18 protein-coding genes and 1 tRNA gene are annotated in these 18,473 nt (G+C 57.2%); all 19 read left to right on the top strand.

What is annotated here, in order from left to right; translation table 11 throughout:
- Nucleotides 1-5: 5 nt before the first annotated feature.
- The 19 genes from LG203_RS12235 (at nucleotide 6) to LG203_RS12155 (ending at nucleotide 18,455) form a co-directional block, all read left to right on the top strand.
- The gene (locus LG203_RS12235; protein WP_230346014.1) at nucleotides 6-2,198 is read left to right on the top strand and encodes an oxidoreductase; all 2,193 of its coding nucleotides are present in this window, start codon (nucleotides 6-8) and stop codon (nucleotides 2,196-2,198) included.
- Nucleotides 2,199-2,268: 70 nt separating this feature from the next.
- Nucleotides 2,269-4,392, top strand: coding sequence for a heterodisulfide reductase-related iron-sulfur binding cluster (locus LG203_RS12230; RefSeq protein ID WP_230346013.1), 2,124 nt, complete (start codon nucleotides 2,269-2,271; stop codon nucleotides 4,390-4,392).
- Complete coding sequence (locus LG203_RS12225) at nucleotides 4,361-5,794, top strand: hypothetical protein (protein WP_230346012.1); 1,434 nt, start codon at nucleotides 4,361-4,363, stop codon at nucleotides 5,792-5,794. The genes LG203_RS12230 and LG203_RS12225 overlap by 32 nt, the downstream gene beginning before the upstream one ends.
- Nucleotides 5,791-6,594 carry an electron transfer flavoprotein subunit beta/FixA family protein gene (locus LG203_RS12220; protein ID WP_230346011.1) on the top strand — a complete coding sequence of 268 codons (804 nt, stop codon included), beginning with the start codon at nucleotides 5,791-5,793 and terminating at the stop codon, nucleotides 6,592-6,594. Before LG203_RS12225 ends, LG203_RS12220 begins: the two co-directional genes overlap by 4 nt.
- A complete protein-coding gene (locus LG203_RS12215; RefSeq protein ID WP_230346010.1) occupies nucleotides 6,591-7,553 on the top strand; it encodes an electron transfer flavoprotein subunit alpha/FixB family protein in 963 nt (320 codons plus the stop codon). The genes LG203_RS12220 and LG203_RS12215 overlap by 4 nt, the downstream gene beginning before the upstream one ends.
- A gap of 197 nt (nucleotides 7,554-7,750) precedes the next feature.
- Nucleotides 7,751-8,005: an FmdB family zinc ribbon protein gene (locus LG203_RS12210; RefSeq protein WP_230335360.1), complete on the top strand. Its 255-nt coding sequence runs from the start codon at nucleotides 7,751-7,753 to the stop codon at nucleotides 8,003-8,005.
- A gap of 22 nt (nucleotides 8,006-8,027) precedes the next feature.
- Nucleotides 8,028-8,648: a DUF502 domain-containing protein gene (locus LG203_RS12205; protein ID WP_013443163.1), complete on the top strand. Its 621-nt coding sequence runs from the start codon at nucleotides 8,028-8,030 to the stop codon at nucleotides 8,646-8,648.
- A gap of 10 nt (nucleotides 8,649-8,658) precedes the next feature.
- The gene (gene aspS, locus LG203_RS12200; RefSeq protein WP_230346009.1) at nucleotides 8,659-10,443 is read left to right on the top strand and encodes an aspartate--tRNA ligase; all 1,785 of its coding nucleotides are present in this window, start codon (nucleotides 8,659-8,661) and stop codon (nucleotides 10,441-10,443) included.
- Nucleotides 10,444-10,485: 42 nt separating this feature from the next.
- Entirely contained in the window at nucleotides 10,486-10,557 is a 72-nt protein-coding gene (locus LG203_RS14490) for an SEC-C metal-binding domain-containing protein (RefSeq protein WP_407665412.1), read from the top strand.
- A gap of 7 nt (nucleotides 10,558-10,564) precedes the next feature.
- Nucleotides 10,565-11,518 carry a tetratricopeptide repeat protein gene (locus LG203_RS12195; RefSeq protein WP_230346008.1) on the top strand — a complete coding sequence of 318 codons (954 nt, stop codon included), beginning with the start codon at nucleotides 10,565-10,567 and terminating at the stop codon, nucleotides 11,516-11,518.
- A gap of 10 nt (nucleotides 11,519-11,528) precedes the next feature.
- Nucleotides 11,529-12,125 (top strand): 2OG-Fe(II) oxygenase, encoded by a 597-nt coding sequence (locus LG203_RS12190; RefSeq protein ID WP_230346007.1) that lies wholly within the window; start codon nucleotides 11,529-11,531, stop codon nucleotides 12,123-12,125.
- A 29-nt stretch (nucleotides 12,126-12,154) separates the two neighbouring features.
- Nucleotides 12,155-12,682 (top strand): adenine phosphoribosyltransferase, encoded by a 528-nt coding sequence (locus LG203_RS12185; protein ID WP_230346006.1) that lies wholly within the window; start codon nucleotides 12,155-12,157, stop codon nucleotides 12,680-12,682.
- 79 nt (nucleotides 12,683-12,761) lie between these two features.
- Entirely contained in the window at nucleotides 12,762-13,229 is a 468-nt protein-coding gene (gene nudB / locus LG203_RS12180; protein WP_230346005.1) for a dihydroneopterin triphosphate diphosphatase, read from the top strand.
- 86 nt (nucleotides 13,230-13,315) lie between these two features.
- Nucleotides 13,316-14,413, top strand: a complete 1,098-nt coding sequence (nadA, locus tag LG203_RS12175; RefSeq protein ID WP_013443157.1) for a quinolinate synthase NadA — start codon at nucleotides 13,316-13,318, stop codon at nucleotides 14,411-14,413.
- Between the two features lie 60 nt (nucleotides 14,414-14,473).
- Nucleotides 14,474-15,226, top strand: coding sequence for an endonuclease/exonuclease/phosphatase family protein (locus LG203_RS12170; protein WP_230346004.1), 753 nt, complete (start codon nucleotides 14,474-14,476; stop codon nucleotides 15,224-15,226).
- Complete coding sequence (gene clsB / locus LG203_RS12165) at nucleotides 15,223-16,380, top strand: cardiolipin synthase ClsB (RefSeq protein WP_230346003.1); 1,158 nt, start codon at nucleotides 15,223-15,225, stop codon at nucleotides 16,378-16,380. Before LG203_RS12170 ends, clsB begins: the two co-directional genes overlap by 4 nt.
- Nucleotides 16,381-16,474: 94 nt before the next feature.
- Nucleotides 16,475-16,550: transfer RNA gene (locus tag LG203_RS12160), tRNA-Thr, on the top strand.
- Nucleotides 16,551-17,088: 538 nt separating this feature from the next.
- Nucleotides 17,089-17,298, top strand: coding sequence for a membrane protein insertion efficiency factor YidD (gene yidD / locus LG203_RS14485; protein ID WP_407665403.1), 210 nt, complete (start codon nucleotides 17,089-17,091; stop codon nucleotides 17,296-17,298).
- Nucleotides 17,299-17,588: 290 nt separating this feature from the next.
- Nucleotides 17,589-18,455, top strand: coding sequence for a hypothetical protein (locus LG203_RS12155; protein WP_230346002.1), 867 nt, complete (start codon nucleotides 17,589-17,591; stop codon nucleotides 18,453-18,455).
- Nucleotides 18,456-18,473: the final 18 nt, after the last annotated feature.

The following is an 18,473-nucleotide window of genomic DNA, read 5'->3' as shown; positions in this document are numbered from 1 at the left end:
ACTTCATGGCACGCGATCCCAAGCACGACATTCTGTTTGAGCCCATTCAGATTGGGCCGAAAATCCTGCGCAACCGCTTTTATCAGGTGCCGCACTGTATCGGCGCCGGTTCGGACAAGCCTGGCTTTCAGGCGGCGCACCGCTCCATGAAGGCCGAAGGCGGCTGGGGCGCGATGAACACCGAATATTGCTCCATCCACCCGGAGTCTGATGATACCCACCGTCTGTCGGCGCGTATCTGGGATGAAGGCGATGTGCGCAACCTGCGCGCCATGACCGATGAAGTGCATAAATACGGCGCCCTGGCCGGTATCGAGATGTGGTACGGCGGCGCGCATGCGCCGTGCATGGAGTCACGTGCCACGCCACGCGGCCCCAGCCAGTACGCTTCCGAGTTCGAGACCCTGACCTATTGCAAGGAAATGGACCTGAACGACATCGCCATGGTGCAGCAATACTATGTGGATGCTGCCTACCGCGCCCGCGATGCCGGCTTTGACATTGTGTATGTCTACGGCGCGCACTCCTACCTGCCGCTGCAGTTCCTGAATCCTTATTACAACAAGCGCACCGATGGCTACGGCGGCTCGCTGGAAAACCGCGCCCGCTTCTGGCTGGAGACGCTGGAAAAGGTACGCCGTGCTGTGGGTGATGACTGCGCGATTGCCACGCGTTTTGCCGTGGACACCGTGTATGGCCCAGGCCAGATCGAAGTTGAAGTGGATGGCATGAAGTTCATTGAGCTGGCTGATCCGCTGGTGGATTTGTGGGACGTGGATGTCGGTGACATTGCCGAGTGGGGCGAAGATGCGGGCCCATCGCGCTTTTACCAGCAGGGCCATCAGGTGCCGTGGACCAAGTTCGTCAAGCAGGTTTCCAAGAAGCCGGTGCTGGGCGTGGGCCGGTATACCGACCCGGAAAAAATGACCGAGATCGTGACCAAGGGCTATGCCGACATCATCGGCGCCGCCCGTCCATCGATTGCCGATCCTTTCCTGCCGAAGAAGATTGAAGAAGGCCGCTATGACGATATTCGCGTCTGCATCGGCTGCAACGTATGTATTTCGCGCTGGGAAATCGGTGGGCCTCCGATGATCTGCACCCAGAACGCAACGGCAGGGGAAGAATACCGCCGTGGCTGGCATCCGGAAAAATTCCGCAAGACCGCTTCCAGCGATGCCGTGCTGGTGGTCGGGGCCGGCCCATCCGGCTCGGAATGCGCGCGTGTGCTGATGGAAAGTGGCTACACCGTGCACCTGTACGACAGCGCCGAAAAAGTCGGCGGCCACCTGAATAGTGTCGCGACTTTGCCTGGCCTGGGTGAATGGAGCTACCACCGCGATTACCGCGAAACCCAGCTCAACAAGCTGGTGAAGAAAAACAAGGATTCGGTGATTGCCCTCGGCCAGAAACGCCTGACCGCCGACGATATCCTGCAATACGGCGCCGACAAGGTGGTGATCGCCACCGGCTCCAGCTGGAATACCGATGGCACCAACTGCCTGACGCACGATGCCATTCCCGGTGCCGATGCTTCGCGTGCTGACCAGCTCACGCCTGAGCAGGTGATGGAAGGCAAAAAAGCCATCGGCAAGCGTGTGGTGATCCTGAATGCCGATACCTATTTCATGGCGCCTAGCCTGGCCGAGAAGCTGGCTGTGGCGGGGCACGAGGTCACCATCGTTTCTGGAGTGCATCTGGCGAATTACATGCACTTCACGCTGGAGTATCCGAACATGATGCGCCGCCTGCATGAGCTGGGTGTGGAAGAGCTGGGCGACCATTTCTGCTCACGCATTGAGCCGGGCCGTCTGGAGATCTACAACATCTGGGGCGATGGTTCCAAGCGCACTTATCGCGGCCCGGGCGTGGCTCCGCGTGATGCCAACAAGACCCATCGCTGGCTCGAGTTTGATTCGCTGATTCTGGTCACCGGCCGTCATTCCGAGAATGCCTTGTTCAACGACCTGAAAGCCCGCGAAAGCGAGTGGGAGGCCAATGGCATCAAGGGGGTATACCTGATTGGTGATGCCGAGGCTCCCCGCCTGATTGCCGACGCGACCTTTACCGGCCACCGCGTGGCACGCGAGATCGAAGAAGCCAATCCGCAATACCCCTTGCCTTACAAACGCGAGGTGGCGGTATGGGGCGCGCCTCACATGCCGGGCGGTCAGTTCAAGATCGAGTACAAGGTTTAGTCAACGGTTCACTTCACGGCCCAGTGCAGCAGTGGGCCGTGAAGACCTCCGATAGCAAAAGAGACAGTTCATGAGCGATACCACCCTGGTCACCCGCATTCTTTTCCAGGATTTTTCTTCCTGGAGCATCACCCTGTTTTACCTGCTGGGCTACACCGCCATCGGCATCTTTGCCCACGGTGTGTATACCCAGGTGCGTAAATACCGGCGCGGCCGCCCGCTGGACATCGGCGCCTGGCGCCAGCGTGCCGTCACGATGGTGCAGGATATGCTGACACATCGTACCCTGGTACGGCGTGACCGCAAGGCGGGGCGTGCCCATGCGCTGATCTTCTTTGGCTTTGCCCTGTTGTTCATTGGCACGGCCACCATCACGCTTGAATACGACATTTTGCAGCCGCTGTTTGGCTGGCGCTTCTGGCATAGTGAGTTTTACCTGTGGTTTTCGCTGGTGCTGGATATTGCTGGCGCAGGCCTGATCGCCGGTGTGCTGTACATGATGTATCGCCGCCAGTGGCTGAAGCTGCCCAAGCTGGATTACGCCCGGCCGGATCGCAGCCCGCAAGACCCGGATTACGATCGCAGTGCCTATCGTCGTGAGGATTGGGCCTTTCTGTGGGCGCTGATCCTGATTGGCATCACTGGCTTTGTGCTGGAAGCCACACGCCTGGTCTGGCTGAGCGGCCAGCCCACGGTGTGGGACCTGCGCTTCTGGTCACCGGTCGGTGCCGTCATGGCGCATGCCATGCAATGGTTTGGCTTGTCACCGGAAGGTGCCGGGCTGTTCCGCAGCGGTCTGTGGTGGTTTCACGGCCTGCTGGCGCTCACCTTTATTGCGCTCATTCCCTACAGCAAGATCAAGCATATTGTCACCGCGCCAACCTCACTGATGCTGCGCGACCCCCTGGCGGGCCGTCGCCTGCCCAAGGTGCCGGAAGAGCAGGCCAGTGCAGGCTATCAGTACATCACCGATTTCAAATGGAAAGAGCTGCTGCATCTGGATGCCTGCACCAAATGCGGCCGCTGCCACGAAGCTTGCCCGGCCAATGCCGTGGGGGCGCCGTTATCGCCACGCGATGTGATTCTGTCGCTGCGCGAGTTTGCCAACCAGAGCCTCAACGCTGTCACCCTGCCGGAAAAAGCCGAGCTGGATGTGCACGGCAAGGCGCCGGGGCAGGTGTTCATGGAGACCTTGTGGTCGTGCCGCACTTGCCTGGCCTGCGTGGAAATCTGCCCGGTGGCGGTGGAGCATGTGCCGATTATTGTGCAGATGCGCCGCAAGCTGGTGGAAGACGGCAACATGGAACCGCTGCTGGAGAAAACCCTGCAGACCATCCACAAGACCGGCAATTCGTTTGGCGAATCCAAACGCAAGCGCGCCGCCTGGACCAAGGAGCTGCCCTTCACCATCAAGGATGCGCGCAAGGAAGCGGTGGACATGCTGTGGTTTGTTGGTGATTACGCCTCGTTTGATCCGCGCAACCAGAAAGTCACCCGTGCCTTTGCCCGGCTGATGCATCAGGCGGGGGTGGATTTTGGCCTGCTGTTTGAAGGTGAAATGAACGCAGGCAACGATGTACGCCGCGTGGGGGAGGAGGGGCTGTATGAATACCTCGCCACCGCCAACATCACCTCGATACGTGATTGCGAGTTCAAGTCCGTGGTCACCACCGACCCGCATTCTTACAACACCATCCGCAACGAATACCCCGACTTTGGCGGCGAATTCGAGATTCAGCATTACACCACCGTGGTGCGCGAGCTGTTGCTGCAAGGCCGCTTGCGCCTGAGCAAAACGTTGGGCTACCGCGTGACCTTTCATGACCCTTGTCACCTGGGTCGCTACAACAAGGGCTTTGATGCACCGCGCGACATCCTGCAGATGCTGGGATGCGAGCTGGTGGAAATGGGGCGCAACCGCGACAACTCCTTCTGCTGCGGCGCGGGTGGCGGCCGTATCTGGATCCCCGATGCGCCGGGCACGGAAAAACCTTCGCAGAACCGCATGCACGAAGCGGGTGCCATCGAAGGCTTGCAAGTGTTCGTGGTGTCCTGCCCCAAGGATCTCACCATGTTTGAGGATGCCCTCAAGACCTCGGGCTACGAGGGCAAGTTTGTGGTGCGCGAACTGATTGAACTGATAGAAGAATGTGTGGAATACGATGAGTCCCCAGCGCTTTCTGTCGAAGTCTGAGTCACAGGTCCCCATGACTGCACAGGCGCTGGTGGCGCATGTGCTGGAGAGTGGTGATTTTTATGCGGCGGTGGCCGTGCATGGTATCGCCGATGCCAGGCAACGGCAGCGGCTGGAGGAGCGATTGTTTGGCAGTCGCCGCGATGTGCTGATGCTGGCGCGCTGGGAACACACGCCCGCCAATGTGCTGGACGCCCTGTCGCGGCTGGAGCATATGCCGCTGGCGCGGCGCGTGGTCAAGCACCGCAATACCGGGGGCAGCACGCTCAAGCATCAGTTCAGCCAGTCGGACGACCCTGCGCTCACGGGTCTCCTTGCCTTGCATGCCAATACGCCTGCGCCCTTGCTGTTGCAGATTGCCATGGGCGACCACGATCAGGTGGTGTTGAAAGGGCTGGCGCGTAACCCCAGTGCGCAGCCGGAGGTGTTGCGCCTGCTGGCGCAGCGATTCCCCAGACGCTTTGACAAGGAGATTGCCAGCCACACCGCGGTGCCAGCGGATCTGCTGGGCACGCTCTACCACCGTGGCGACAAGTTTGTGCGGGCCGCCGTGCTGGCGCACAAGCAGGTGCCGGAGGCCGTGTTGCTGCAGGCAGCCAAATCCACCGATACCCTGATATTGCGTGCCCTGGTCAAGCATCCGTTGTTGCCCGCGGCCTTGGTGGATGCCTTGAGCCAGCACAAGGACAACGCCATACGTGCGGCGCTGGCGACGCGGACAGATTTGCCTGTGCACTTGAGTGCGCGCCTGGCGCTGGACGAAAGCGACAGTGTACGCCGCGCGGTGGCCTGCCGCGCCGATCTTTCGCCCGCCCTCATGCAGATGCTGGCAGAAGACCATGACCCCTGGGTGCGGCAATGGCTGGGCCGCAATGCCATGGCGGGCAAGCACGTGTTGCAAAAGCTGGCGCTGGATATCCATGAAGATGTGCGCCGTGCCGTGGCGCGTAACCCGAATTGCCCCATCACCTTGCTGGAGAAACTGGCGTCTGACCATAGAAGCTGGGTGCGCGCCGCCGTGGCGTATCAGCCCAATGTCACGTCCTGCCTGATGGCGAGCCTGGCGCGCGATAGCGCGGTGGATGTGCTGTCCGGCGTGGCGGCCAATCCACACACGGCGCCCGCGCTGCTGAAGCGCCTGGTGTTCTCCGAGGAGCTGGACGTGCGGCGCGGCGTGATCCTGAATCCGGCAGCGGGCCCTGACATTCTGCTGCCGCTGCTGCAAGACCCGTATTACCTGCATCGCGTGATGCTGGCGAGCGGCCCAAAACTCAGCGACCAGGACAAATGGCAACTGCGGGACGACCCCGATCCACGGGTGCGTTTTGCCTTATTTCAATGGCTGGCCGCGCGCGCCTTGCGCCCGGTGGCCGACCGGTATTTCTACAGGAGGAAGGCATGAAAATAGTAGTGGCAGTAAAACAGGTGGCCGCGCTCGATGACGATTTCGAGATACGCGCCGATGGCCTGGATGTGGACGAGGATTTTCTGATGTATGACCTCAATGAGTGGGATGACTACTCGCTGGAAGAGGCCATGAAGATCAAGGAAGCCGCTGCCGAGGGCGCGGTGGAGGTGATTGCGGTGTCGGTGGGGCCGGAGCGTGTGGATGAAAGCCTGCGCAAGTGCCTGGCCAAGGGCGCTGATCGCGCCATCCGCGTATGGGATGACGCCATGGAAGGCTCGGATGCCGTGACCATAGGCCGCATTCTCGCGGGCGTGGTGAAAAAGGAAGCGCCTGCCATGGTGTTTGCCGGGGTGCAGTCTTCTGACCAGGCGAATGCCGCCACCGGCATGGCGATCGCCGCCAGCCTGGATTGGCCGCATGCTGCGGTGGTGGCCGAGCTGGATTATCAGCCCGGTGCTGCCACGGCCCGCATCAAGCGCGAGCTGGAAGGCGGCATGCTGCAGGCGGTGGAAATTGATTGCCCGGCCGTGCTGACCTTGCAGCTCGGCATCAACAAGCCACGCTATGCCTCGCTGCGGGGTATCAAGCAGGCGGCCGCCAAACCGATTGAGCACTGGAGCCTGGGCGACCTGGGGCTGGATGCGACGCAAGTAGGCACCACCGCCGCGCTATCCCGCGTGCGCCGCATGGAAATCCCGGTCAAGGGTCGCGCCCAGATGATAGAGGGCACGATCGCCGAACAAGCTGCCAAGCTGATTGAAATCATCAAGGAATACAAGGGAGAAGCTGCATGAACACTATTCTTGTCGTAGCTGAGCACCGGCGTGGCGAGGTGCGTCCGGTGACGCTGGAGCTGATCACCGCCGCCCAGCAACTGAAAACGGCGGCAGATGACCGCGTGCTGCTGGCGATTATGGGTCAAGAGGCCGAGTCGCTTGCCAGCCAGCTGCAATGGGCAGGCGTGGACGAAATCATCGCCTGCAAGACCCGCAGCGCCGAATTTGAACCGGAGCTGGCCGAGCAGGCGGTGTCTGCGCTGATTGTCTCGCGTAAACCCATTGCCGTGCTGTTGCCGCACAGTGTGGATTCATTGGGCTACGCGACGGCGGTGGCGGTGAAAGGCGGTTATGGTTATGCCACCGATGTCTTCAAGCTCGCCTACGATGGTGGCGCGCTGGTTGCCACGCGCGGCGGCTATAACCAGAAGGTGAATGTCGAGGTGGATTTTCCCGGTCATGCCTGTGCGGTGATGACCATACGCGGCGGCGCCTTCAAGCCGGTAGAAACGGCAGCGGCACCGCTGCTGACGGTGGATGACCGCAGCGATCTGAGCGCCCGCAGCCGTCCGCTGGAATTCATTGAGCAGGGCGGTGGTGGCGATATCGACATCACCACGGTCGAGTTCATCATGTCCATCGGCCGCGGCATCGGCGAAGAGGCCAATGTGGAAGACTTCCGCGAGCTGGCGGATAACATCGACGCCACCCTGTGCTGCTCGCGGCCGATTGCCGATGCTGGCTGGCTGCCCAAGTCGCGCCAGGTCGGGCAGTCCGGCAAGGTGGTCAGTGCGTGCAAGCTGTATGTGGCGATGGGGATTTCCGGCTCCATCCAGCACATGGCGGGCATGAAGCATGTGAGCACCATCGTGGCGGTGAATACCGATCCCGGTGCGTCGATTTTCACCATTGCCAAGTACGGCATCGTGGCCGATATTTTCGAGATACAGGATGAGTTGCAAGCCCAGCTTGCCTGAGTCCGCGTGTTTCCGCTTTCATCCTGCTTGAAAGCGGTTGTCGTACCAAACCGTCAGCCCCCGGGCTGGCGGTTTTTTTTATTGTGGCGCGCCTGAGCCAAGCACTTGATACTTCGCCCTAATCGCCCCATCTATGGCCTTGTGTTCGGGTATAATCACGTTTTTTATACCATTTACGTTTTTATATAGGATTCGTCATGCCTATTTACGATTATCAATGCACCAGTTGCGGATTTAAAAAAGAAGTCATGCGCAAGGTCAGCGAAGCGACCTCGAATATTGCTTGCCCTGAGTGCGGCAAGGAAACCTTTGCCAAGCAGGTATCGGCTCCCAGCTTTCAGCTGAGCGGTAGCGGTTGGTATGCCACCGATTTCAAGGGCGGGAGTGCCAAACCCGAAAAAAAGACTGAAGCGGCAGCTGCCGCCTGCAACCCCGGCTGTGCTTGCCACTAACCCCTAAATCAAGAATCCCTACATGAAGCGTTATTTTATTACCGGCCTCCTGGTGCTGGTGCCGCTGTTCATTACTGCCTGGGTACTGGCGACCCTGATTGGCCTGATGGACCAGAGCCTGCTGTTGCTGCCGCTGGCCTGGCGTCCTGAAGCGCAGTTTGGCCGCAGCATCCCAGGCATAGGCGCCATCCTCACCCTGCTGATCATTTTCGTCACCGGGCTGGTGGCGACCAACTTTTTCGGCAAGCAGCTGATTGCCCTGTGGGAAAACCTGCTGGGCCGTGTGCCGGTGGTAAAAAGCATCTACAACAGCGTCAAGCAAGTATCCGACACGCTGTTTTCTGATTCCGGCAATGCCTTCCGCAAGGCGTTGCTGGTGCAATACCCGCGTGAAGGCAGCTGGACCGTGGCTTTCCTCACCGGTCAGCCTGGCGGCGATGTCTCGAATCATCTCAAGGGCGATTACGTCAGCGTCTATGTGCCGACCACGCCCAACCCGACGTCCGGCTTCTTTCTGATGATGCCGCGCGAAGATGTGGTCGAGCTCGACATGAGCGTGGACGAAGCACTCAAGTACATTATTTCCATGGGGGTGGTGGCACCTGCCGACAAATCCCCTATCATCACCAACCCGACAAAATAAGATATTCACTATGCGTACTCATTACTGCGGTCATTTGAACCGCGAACACATTGGCCAGACTGTTACCCTGTGCGGCTGGGCGCATCGCCGCCGTGACCATGGTGGCGTGATCTTCATCGACCTGCGCGACCGCGAAGGCATGGCCCAGATCGTGATCGACCCCGATACGCCGGAAGCTTTCAAGCTGGCCGAAACCGTACGCAGCGAGTTTGTGCTGAAGGTGGTGTGCAAGGTGCGCGCCCGTCCTGAAGGTACCGTAAACCCGAATATCCCGACCGGCGAAGTCGAAATGCTGGCGACCGAGATCGAGATTCTCAACCCATCGCTCACGCCTCCGTTCATGCTGGACGATGACAACCTTAGCGAGATGGTGCGTCTGGAGCATCGCTATATCGACCTGCGCCGTCCCGCCATGCAGAAGAACCTCATGCTGCGCTACCGCGTGGCCAAGACCCTGCGTGACCATCTGGACAGCAACGGCTTCATTGAAGTCGAAACGCCTATGCTGACCCGCTCGACGCCCGAAGGCGCACGTGACTATCTGGTGCCATCACGCGTGCATCACGGCCAGTTCTTTGCGCTGCCGCAGTCGCCACAGCTGTTCAAGCAGCTGCTGATGGTGTCGGGTTTCGACCGTTACTTCCAGATCACCAAGTGTTTCCGCGATGAAGACTTGCGTGCGGACCGTCAGCCTGAATTCACCCAGGTCGATATTGAAACCTCCTTCCTCGGCGAAGAAGAGATCATGAACATCGTGGAAGACATGATCCGCAAGATGTTCAAGAGCGTGCAGAACATTGATCTGCCTGCGCAGTTCCCCCGCATGCCATTCTCCGAAGCCATGAACAAATACGGCTCCGACAAGCCCGACATGCGCGTGACACTGGAAATCACCGAGCTGACTGACATCATGAAAGATGTGGATTTCAAGGTGTTCGCCGGTGCCGCCAATATGGTGGGTGGTCGCGTGGCCGCCATGCGCGTGCCCAATGGCGCTGCCATCAGCCGCTCCGAGATCGACGCCTACACCGAGTTCGTCAAAATCTACGGTGCCAAGGGTCTGGCTTACATCAAGATCAACGACATCACCAAGCTCAATGAAGAAGGCCTGCAAAGCCCTATCGTCAAGAACATCCACGTCAGCGCACTGCAAGCCATTATTGACCGCACTGGTGCGCAAAATGGCGACATCGTGTTCTTCGGCGCCGACAAGGCCAAGGTGGTAAACGAAGCCCTGGGCGCCCTGCGTACCAAGGTTGGCCACGAAAAAGGCCATGTTGATGGCCGTGCCTGGGCACCGCTGTGGGTGGTGGATTTCCCCATGTTTGAACACGACGAAGAAGCCGACCGCTGGGTCGCGTTGCATCACCCCTTCACCAGCCCCAAGGATGGTCACGAAGACCTGCTCACCACCAACCCCGGTGCCGCCCTGTCCAAAGCCTACGACATGGTGCTCAACGGCTGGGAAGTCGGCGGCGGTTCCGTGCGTATCCACAAGCAGGAAGTGCAGTCCAAGGTATTCGACGCCCTCAAGATCAGCAAGGAAGAAGCCCAGGAGAAATTCGGCTTCCTGCTGGACGCCCTGCAATACGGTGCACCTCCGCATGGCGGCCTGGCCTTCGGTTTGGACCGCCTGGTCACGCTGATGGCCGGTGCCGAGTCCATCCGTGACGTGATTGCCTTCCCCAAGACCCAGCGCGCGCAATGCCTGATGACCAATGCGCCCAACGAAGTCGACGAGAAGCAGTTGCGTGAGTTGCACATCCGCGTGCGCCAGCAGAATGCGGCCGGCTGATCTCATTGCCAGACGGCTGTCTTGCAGGCTTGAGCGAGATTGATGTCATCCACAAAACCGGGCCGCAACGATCATTGCGTTTGCGGCAGCGGTAAAAAATACAAGCACTGGTAGCTCTCACATGGTTAACGAAAACCAGCTGCTGGATCAGGCTCTGTTATTGCAACAACGTGGGCAGTATAAAGAGGCGGAAGTCCTCTTTCGGCAGTTGGTCGGCATGCGTTCACGCAATCCGGCGGTGTATCTTAACTATGCCAACCTGCATTACATCTGTGGACGTTTGCAGCAAGCGATTGCTACCTGCAAGCAGGCGTTGGCTATTCATCCGCACATTGCCGATGCGCATTACAACCTTGCGGTGTTCTACGTTGAGCAAAAAAAGATCAAGGAGGCGGTTGCCAGCCTGCAGTCTGCGATCAAGGCTAACCCGCAGTATGCAGAAGCGTATTTTCTTCTTGGCATGCAACAAAAAGCCCTGGGGCAGTTAACCGATGCGGTTGCCAGTTTTCGGTATGTGATTGCAAGCAATCCTCATGTGCTGGAAGCCCATTTCAATCTCGCCAATACCTTGGCGCAGGCGGGGCAATATGCCGAAGCGATTGAGACATATCAGCATGTGCTCGCCATGCAGGGGGATCATCTGGAAGCCAGGTTCAATCTGGCAAATGCCTTGTTGAATGGTGGCAGAACCAGCGATGCCATTGCGAGTTTGCAGGCGATAATTGCATCGCATCCTGAGTTTCATACGGCTTATATCAATCTCGGGAATGCCTATCTGGCAGAACGCCAGCACAATGAAGCGATACGCTGCTACCGCATTGCACTTGAGCATGTGGCCGACAAGCCCGAGATACTGCTCAACCTGGGCACTGCCCTTAAAGGGAGTGGTGATATTGCAGGTGCCATTGAGACCTATGAGCGCTTGACCAAAACGCACAAGAATTTCAAGGAAGCCTTTGATAATCTGGGCAACCTCTATTTGTCACAAGGCATGCATGCCAAGGGGCTGGAGACCATACGCAAGGGCTCCGGGTTTATACGATTCAGGCTGGGAAAGGGGTACGCCGCTTTATAGGCGTTAGCGGATGGAACAGATCAATATTGCCTGTGAGACCAGCCCGCATTTTATCGGTGCCTGGAAGCTGGATGACCTGCCACTGTGCGATGAGCTCATCCGGTTTTTTGAGGAGCATCAGGACCGGCAACGTCAGGGTGTTACGCTGGAGGGCTTTGATCCCAACATTAAAAACTCCCTGGATATGTCGATTGCCCCGGCGGATATCAATACGCCCAGCCATCGCTGCATCAAGGCGTATATCGGCAAACTCTATGCCTGCTATACCGATTACGCCAGGCAATGGCCGTTTCTGGAAAAGACCTTCCCGGTGCTGGACATCGGGCGGTTCAATATCCAGAAATACAATCCTGGCGGCCATTTTGCCCATGTGCACAGCGAGCGTACGGACATTGCCTCATTGCACCGGCTGTTTGCCTTCATGACCTATCTGAACGATGATTTTGAAGATGGATATACCCATTTTGTGCATCAGCAACTCAGAATCAAGCCGGAAAAAGGCAAAACCCTGATCTGGCCGGCAGAGTGGACCCATGCCCATGCGGGTGAAGTGGTGTCGCAGGGTTCCAAATACATCATCACCGGCTGGTTGCTGTTGCCCCATTAAGAATTACTGAATATTTTGCACAAACGGTTATGACCATAAAATCCTTGATCCGCACTATCCCCGACTACCCCAAGCCGGGCATCCAGTTTCGTGATATCACGACGTTGCTGAAAGATGCCGAAGGCTTGCGGCTCACCATAGACCAGCTGGCCGCGCGGTATCGTGACCAGACTATCAGCAAGGTGGTGGGCATTGAGTCGCGCGGCTTTATCGTGGGCGCCGCGCTGGCGTATCAGCTGGGCGTGGGCTTTGTGCCGGTGCGCAAGCAGGGCAAGTTGCCGGGCGCTGTGCGGGGGCATGACTATGCGCTGGAATATGGTACTGATCGCGTGGAAATTCATACCGATGCGATTGTGCCGGGCGAGCGTATATTGCTGGTGGATGACCTGATTGCCACGGGCGGCACCGCCGAGGCGGCGGTGATGCTGATACGGCAACTGGGCGGCGAAGTGACCGACTGTGCGTTTATTGTCGACCTGCCGGATCTGGGTGGCATGAAACGATTGGCGGCGCTGGGCCTCAAAGCTTATGCGCTATGCGAATTTGAGGGTGACTGATTTTGGGGAGAACCCGGCAGTCGTCGCTCCTCCGCTGGTATAGTGCGATTCCACTTAACTTTTAGCCTGTCCCTGGACTATGTCTTCTTTTAAAATTCCGGTATCTGCCCTGATCGTGATTCATACGCCGGATTTGCAGGTGCTGCTGATGGAGCGCGCTGACAAGGTGGGCTACTGGCAATCGGTGACGGGCAGTGTGGAACGCCTGCCCGATGGCACGCTGGAAGCGCCGTTTGATGCGGCCATACGCGAGGTGGCGGAAGAAACCGGACTGGATGCGCGGCAGTATGCTTTTAGCGACTGGCAGGCATCCAATGTGTACGAAATCTACCCGCACTGGCGTTATCGCTATGCGCCGGGGGTAACGCAGAATACCGAGCATGTGTTCGGCCTTGAGTTGCCAGCCCCGCTGCCGGTGCAACTCGCGCCGGATGAGCATGTGCGCTATGCATGGGTGGACTGGCGCGAGGCCGCCAAACAAGTATTTTCATGGACCAATGTCGAAGCCCTGCGCATGCTGGGCGCCCGCCATGGTGAAATATTATAGAGTCAGGTGTTTTTTTGAAATTCGAGCCCCAGGCTCACAATAGGGCGGCAGCCAGATGCTGGCGCGCCAACAGGTAAACGGAAATCATGCAAACAGCCACCATCAAATTTGAACGCTACCAACACGCCGCCGAGGATGATTGCCAGGAACGCATTCTGGCGGCCAAGGCCAAGCTGGGCAAACGCCTGGTGATCCTGGGCCACCATTACCAGCAAGAAAGCGTTTACCGCCATGCCGATTACACCGGTGACTCGCTCAAGCTGTCGCGCTTTGCCGCGCAGACGGATGCGGAATACATCGTGTTTCTGGGCGTGCATTTCATGGCCGAGGTGGCGGATATCCTGTCGCGCCCCGAGCAGATTGCGATTCTGCCTGACCTCGCGGCCGGCTGTTCCATGGCCGATATGGCCAACCTTGCCAAGGTCGAGCGTTCGCGCCGTGAGCTGGCCAAGGTGCTGGATTTTGATGCCACCATCACGCCAGTCACCTACATCAATTCGGCGGCTGACCTCAAAGCCTTTTGCGGCGAGCACGGCGGCATTGTCTGCACCTCGACCAATGCGCCCAAGATTCTGGAATGGGCGTTTGCCCAGCGCGAAAAAGTCCTGTTCTTCCCGGATCAGAACCTGGGCCGCTGGAGCGGTTACAAGATGGGCATCCCCCTGGAGCAAATGCCAGTGTGGGACCCTGACCAGCCCATGGGCGGTCTCACTGAAGAGCAGATCAAGAATGCCAAAATCCTGCTGTGGAAAGGCCACTGCGCCGTGCACCAGATGTTCCGCGAACAGAACATCACGCGGTTCCGCGCGGAACATCCGGATGGCTTTGTCATCTCGCATCCCGAGTCACCGTTTGAGGTGTGCCTGAATTCTGACTATGTCGGTTCCACCGAATATATCCTCAAGACCGTTTCCGAAGCGCCTGCGGGCACCAAGTGGCTGGTGGGCACCGAGCTTAATCTGGTGAATCGCCTGGCCGAGCAGATGAAGCCTGAAGGCAAGCTGGTGCAATTCATGTCGCACGTGATCTGCGAGTGCTCGACCATGGCGCGCATAGACCCGCAACACCTGGCCTGGACGCTGGAAAACCTGGCGGATGGCAATGTGGTCAACCGCATCAGCGTGCCGCCACACGAGGCGGAGCTGGCCAAGCTCACGCTGCAACGCATGCTGGATGCCTCATAAGCCAGGAACCTTGATGCCGATTCCGCGTCGCACCTTGCGTGTTCACTTCATCGGGATTCCATGCTGCCCACGCTGCGCGTAGCCACATTCAATATTCACAAAGGGCTGACGAGCTTCAACGCACGTCTGGCCCTGCACGATCAGCGCGAGATGATCCGCAACCTGCAGGCCGACGTGGTGTTTTTGCAGGAAGTTCAAGACGAGCACCACGGCAACGGCCTGCGCTTCAAGCACTGGCCCGCCACCGGCCAGACGCATTTTCTGGCAGAAGCCTGCGGCCCCAACTACGCCTATGGCAAAAACGCGGTTTACCCCGGCGGCCATCATGGCAATGCGGTGCTGTCCCGTTTTCCCATCCTGCAATCCACCACCCATGATATTTCTGCGCATGAAATCGAGCAGCGCGGCCTGCTGCATTGTGAAATCGCGATAGAAGGCTGGCCGCAAACCCTGCATTGCATCTGCGTGCATCTTGGGCTGCTGGCCCGCTGGCGCTTCAAGCAGTTTGGCGCCCTGCGGGATTACATCCATGCGGTGATTCCGGAAGATGCGCCGCTGGTGATCGCCGGGGATTTTAACGACTGGCGCCTCTCGGCCGGGCATCAGGTGATGGATGGGCTGAACATGCGCGAAGTATTTGAGCATGCCCATGGCAAACCGGCGCGCAGCTTTCCTTCCATGTTCCCCCTGTTCAGGCTGGACCGCATCTATGTGCGCGGCTTTCACATCCACAGCGCGCATGTGCACGGTGGCCCCCGCACTGCACTCACCTCCGACCACGCCGCTCTTTCCGCCGTGCTGGAGAAACGATGAGACCGCGCTACAGCCGGGGTAACGATGTACGCCTGCTGCGCAATGGCACGGAATATTTCCCCGCCCTGCTGCAAGCGCTGGATAGCGCGCGCTACGAGATTTTTCTCGAAACCTATATCTACGAGATGGACGACATCGGCCAGCAGGTGACCGCCGCGCTGCTGCATGCGGTGGGCCGTGGCGTGCAGGTGCATCTGCTGCTGGATGGTTACGGCTGCCGGCATTTCCCTGAAAACACCCGCGAGCAGCTGGAGCAGGCGGGTGTGCAGGTGCTGTTTTACCGCCCCAAGATTTCACCGTGGACCTTCAAGCGCAACCGCCTTCGACGTCTGCACCGCAAGCTAGTCACGGTGGATGCGCAAGTGGCTTTTGTCGGCGGCATCAACATCATTGACGACATGGATGTGCCGGGCAATATGGGCCCGCGCATTGATTATGCCGTGCGTGTGCAAGGCCCGCTGCTGGCCGAAATACAGCTGCGCGTAGAGCGCCTGTGGCGGCGTATTGCCTGGATGCACCTGCAAGTGCGCTATGCCTCCACCGTCGATGGTGACAGCAGACCCAGCAGCACCGGTAACGTGCGCGCCGCCTTTGTCATTCGCGATAATGTGCTGCACCGGCGGGATATCGAGCGCATGTACCTGCAAGCCATCGGCCGCGCCCGCGATGAAATCCTTATCGCCAATGCCTACTTCCTGCCCGGCCGCCGCTTCCGCCGCGCCCTGATTGCCGCCGCCGAGCGTGGCGTGCGCGTGCGCCTGCTGCTGCAAGGGCGACTCGAATACGTCTTCATGACCGCCACCCACGCCATCTATCACCAGCTGCTGGATAGCGGCATCGAGATTTACGAATACCGCAAAAGCTTCATGCACAGCAAAGTCGCCGTGGTCGATAGCAAATGGGCCACCGTCGGCTCCTCCAATATCGACCCCTTCAGTCTTCTGCTCGCGCGCGAGGCCAATGTCGCCGTCATGGACAACGGCTTTGCCCTCACCCTCAAGCACGATCTGGAGCACGCCATTCAAGAAGGCGCCGTGCAGGTACGCCCACAAGAGTGGCAGCGCGGCCACTTCATCCGCCGCGGCTTCTCCTGGCTGGTCTTCGGCGCCGTCCGTTTCATCCTCGGCCTCATCGGCTACGGCAATCAGCACTAGGGTTAAGCGTGGGCAAGGTCACGCCGCGGTTTGCCCTCGCCGCCGCAAGCCCTTATAATTCAAGCCCTGCATTCCTCATGCAGTTCTTTCAAGTGCCGGTGTAGCTCAGTTGGTAGAGCAGCTCATTCGTAATGAGAAGGTCGTAGGTTCGATTCCTATCTCCGGCACCATTTCCCCGCATAAAGTGATCCAAAGATACGCCAGGGTGAGCCGGTAGCTCCCGCGGCATTACCGCTTCCGCAACCTTACGCGGGAGGTTTGATACAACCAGGTGAAGAAAAAGCGCCCATGAGGTGCTTTTTTTATAAATGTTAAGGCGGTGCTTCGTGCCGGGAGCGTAGCCCAGCGCGAGGCGCCGCCTAAATTTATATTACGGACACAATACAACCAAGGCGTTCATTTGTTTTCAATATTGTCTCAGTGTATTAAAGGCATAATCGCTGTAAATAACTAATAAATAACATAAATGAAGGGAGTCGAAGTTATGGCGTTCGAATATATGGTCAAAGCGTTTGTCCCCAAAATCTCAGGGTGTGGTGCAGAAGATAATGGATGGGACGAGGTTCGCTGTAAGCAATTTCAAGATTTTTTGAATGCTCACGCAGAAGTTGGCTGGCGTCTGCATTCTCAAGAGTTTAGGCAGGTTACAGTGAAAGGCTGCTCTGGCGGGAAAGGTTCTTGGCTTATTTGTACGTTTGAGAAAGCATCTTGAAGACACTATTGGTTTTCCTGATACGATTTTATCAACGTCATCTTCATAAATTTCATAACAGGCGTTGTATCTATTCGCCAACCTGCTCTAACTACGGAATTCTTGCTGTGAGAAAGTATGGGGCAGTCAAGGGGGCTTATTACACGTACAAACGTATAAAGCGTTGTAATGGTGCTTTGTATCAAGGCGGAGAGGATTACCCATAGATTTGACGGTATCTCTGTCAGTATCACGTAATATTATTTTGGCCTCAACCGCATCGATACTGGTTGGGGCCAATTTTTTTTATAGATATCTCCCCCGCATAAAGTGATCCAAAGGCCAGGGTGAGCTGGTAGCTCCTGCGGCGTTACCGCTTCCGCAACCTTACGCGGGATGATGAGCGTTGCTGCTCCAGAGGCAATTGGGGTGGCGCCCATTTTTATGGTAATGAGAACCATACTCATCTATACTCGGATGAAATTTAGTCAGGGTGGTTAAAAATAGAATGGGAATTATGAAGGCGTTGGCAAAAGTAGTTTTAGTTTGCGTGTGGGCTTTATGTTTTAGCTCGGTTTATGCAGATTCAATAGTTTCATCGTCGGGCCTGCAGTTTGATGTACCTGATGATCTTGATTTAACTTATCAAGCAATCCCTGAAATTGATGAGGCTCAAAAATATATAGCCGGCTGGAATCAGGATCAGCTTGATTACATAGTTTTGGTGGAGAAACTTCCGCCTGGGTGGTTGGATTCAAAAGTTTATCTATCAGGATTTTTTAGGGATGTAAAAGCAGCATATCCCAATATGAAAATTGGTAAATCCGAACGTTTTGATTCACAAGGAAATCTAAAATCTACTGTGGTTGAGTGGAGAAAGTCTGGATCAACTTCGGATAAGCCATCGCTTGTGTTTTTCTTAACAGATAAAAAATCTTCTTACGTGGGCTTTGTTACTGTAATCAATCCAGACGTTGATACAGAGAAAGTCATGGCCGATACCGTGAGTATTTTTAAACTGGCGTCGATAGCAAGCCACGAGATTGTGCCATCTTTAGAAAAGAAAGTAGAAACGGACTATGTTGGGGCCTGGAAGGCAAATGAAACTTTACCTAATGGCCATCAGTTGGTTGCATATATGAATTTGAAAAATGATCTTTCCTTTGCTACCAAAGTTAGCGTAAATGGAAAGGATGTGCTTGAAGCAACAGGAAGCTGGTATGTAAAAGACCAAGTAATTTATTGGACATATTTGTATAGCAATCCCTCGCTACCTTCAGATGCAAAGCAAGATCAAGATTCTATCGTTGATTTTGATGCTAGTAGATTGACATTGGAAAACCAAAAGACTGGAGTGCGCCATGTTTTTTCCAGGACTAACTAAATAGAGCAGAGCAATATA

The organism is Methylovorus mays (assembly GCF_020531915.1).
In the GTDB taxonomy this organism is placed as follows: Bacteria; Pseudomonadota; Gammaproteobacteria; order Burkholderiales; family Methylophilaceae; genus Methylovorus; species Methylovorus mays.
This window is presented reverse-complemented; position numbering and strand designations above follow the sequence as displayed.

Coding starts and splice junctions, on each gene's coding strand:
- LG203_RS12235 (WP_230346014.1), top strand. CDS start 6: ATGGCACGCGATCCCAAGCACGACATTCTGTTTGAGCCCATTCAGATT.
- LG203_RS12230 (WP_230346013.1), top strand. CDS start 2,269: ATGAGCGATACCACCCTGGTCACCCGCATTCTTTTCCAGGATTTTTCT.
- LG203_RS12225 (WP_230346012.1), top strand. CDS start 4,361: ATGAGTCCCCAGCGCTTTCTGTCGAAGTCTGAGTCACAGGTCCCCATG.
- LG203_RS12220 (WP_230346011.1), top strand. CDS start 5,791: ATGAAAATAGTAGTGGCAGTAAAACAGGTGGCCGCGCTCGATGACGAT.
- LG203_RS12215 (WP_230346010.1), top strand. CDS start 6,591: ATGAACACTATTCTTGTCGTAGCTGAGCACCGGCGTGGCGAGGTGCGT.
- LG203_RS12210 (WP_230335360.1), top strand. CDS start 7,751: ATGCCTATTTACGATTATCAATGCACCAGTTGCGGATTTAAAAAAGAA.
- LG203_RS12205 (WP_013443163.1), top strand. CDS start 8,028: ATGAAGCGTTATTTTATTACCGGCCTCCTGGTGCTGGTGCCGCTGTTC.
- aspS (WP_230346009.1), top strand. CDS start 8,659: ATGCGTACTCATTACTGCGGTCATTTGAACCGCGAACACATTGGCCAG.
- LG203_RS12195 (WP_230346008.1), top strand. CDS start 10,565: ATGGTTAACGAAAACCAGCTGCTGGATCAGGCTCTGTTATTGCAACAA.
- LG203_RS12190 (WP_230346007.1), top strand. CDS start 11,529: ATGGAACAGATCAATATTGCCTGTGAGACCAGCCCGCATTTTATCGGT.
- LG203_RS12185 (WP_230346006.1), top strand. CDS start 12,155: ATGACCATAAAATCCTTGATCCGCACTATCCCCGACTACCCCAAGCCG.
- nudB (WP_230346005.1), top strand. CDS start 12,762: ATGTCTTCTTTTAAAATTCCGGTATCTGCCCTGATCGTGATTCATACG.
- nadA (WP_013443157.1), top strand. CDS start 13,316: ATGCAAACAGCCACCATCAAATTTGAACGCTACCAACACGCCGCCGAG.
- LG203_RS12170 (WP_230346004.1), top strand. CDS start 14,474: ATGCTGCCCACGCTGCGCGTAGCCACATTCAATATTCACAAAGGGCTG.
- clsB (WP_230346003.1), top strand. CDS start 15,223: ATGAGACCGCGCTACAGCCGGGGTAACGATGTACGCCTGCTGCGCAAT.
- LG203_RS12155 (WP_230346002.1), top strand. CDS start 17,589: ATGAAGGCGTTGGCAAAAGTAGTTTTAGTTTGCGTGTGGGCTTTATGT.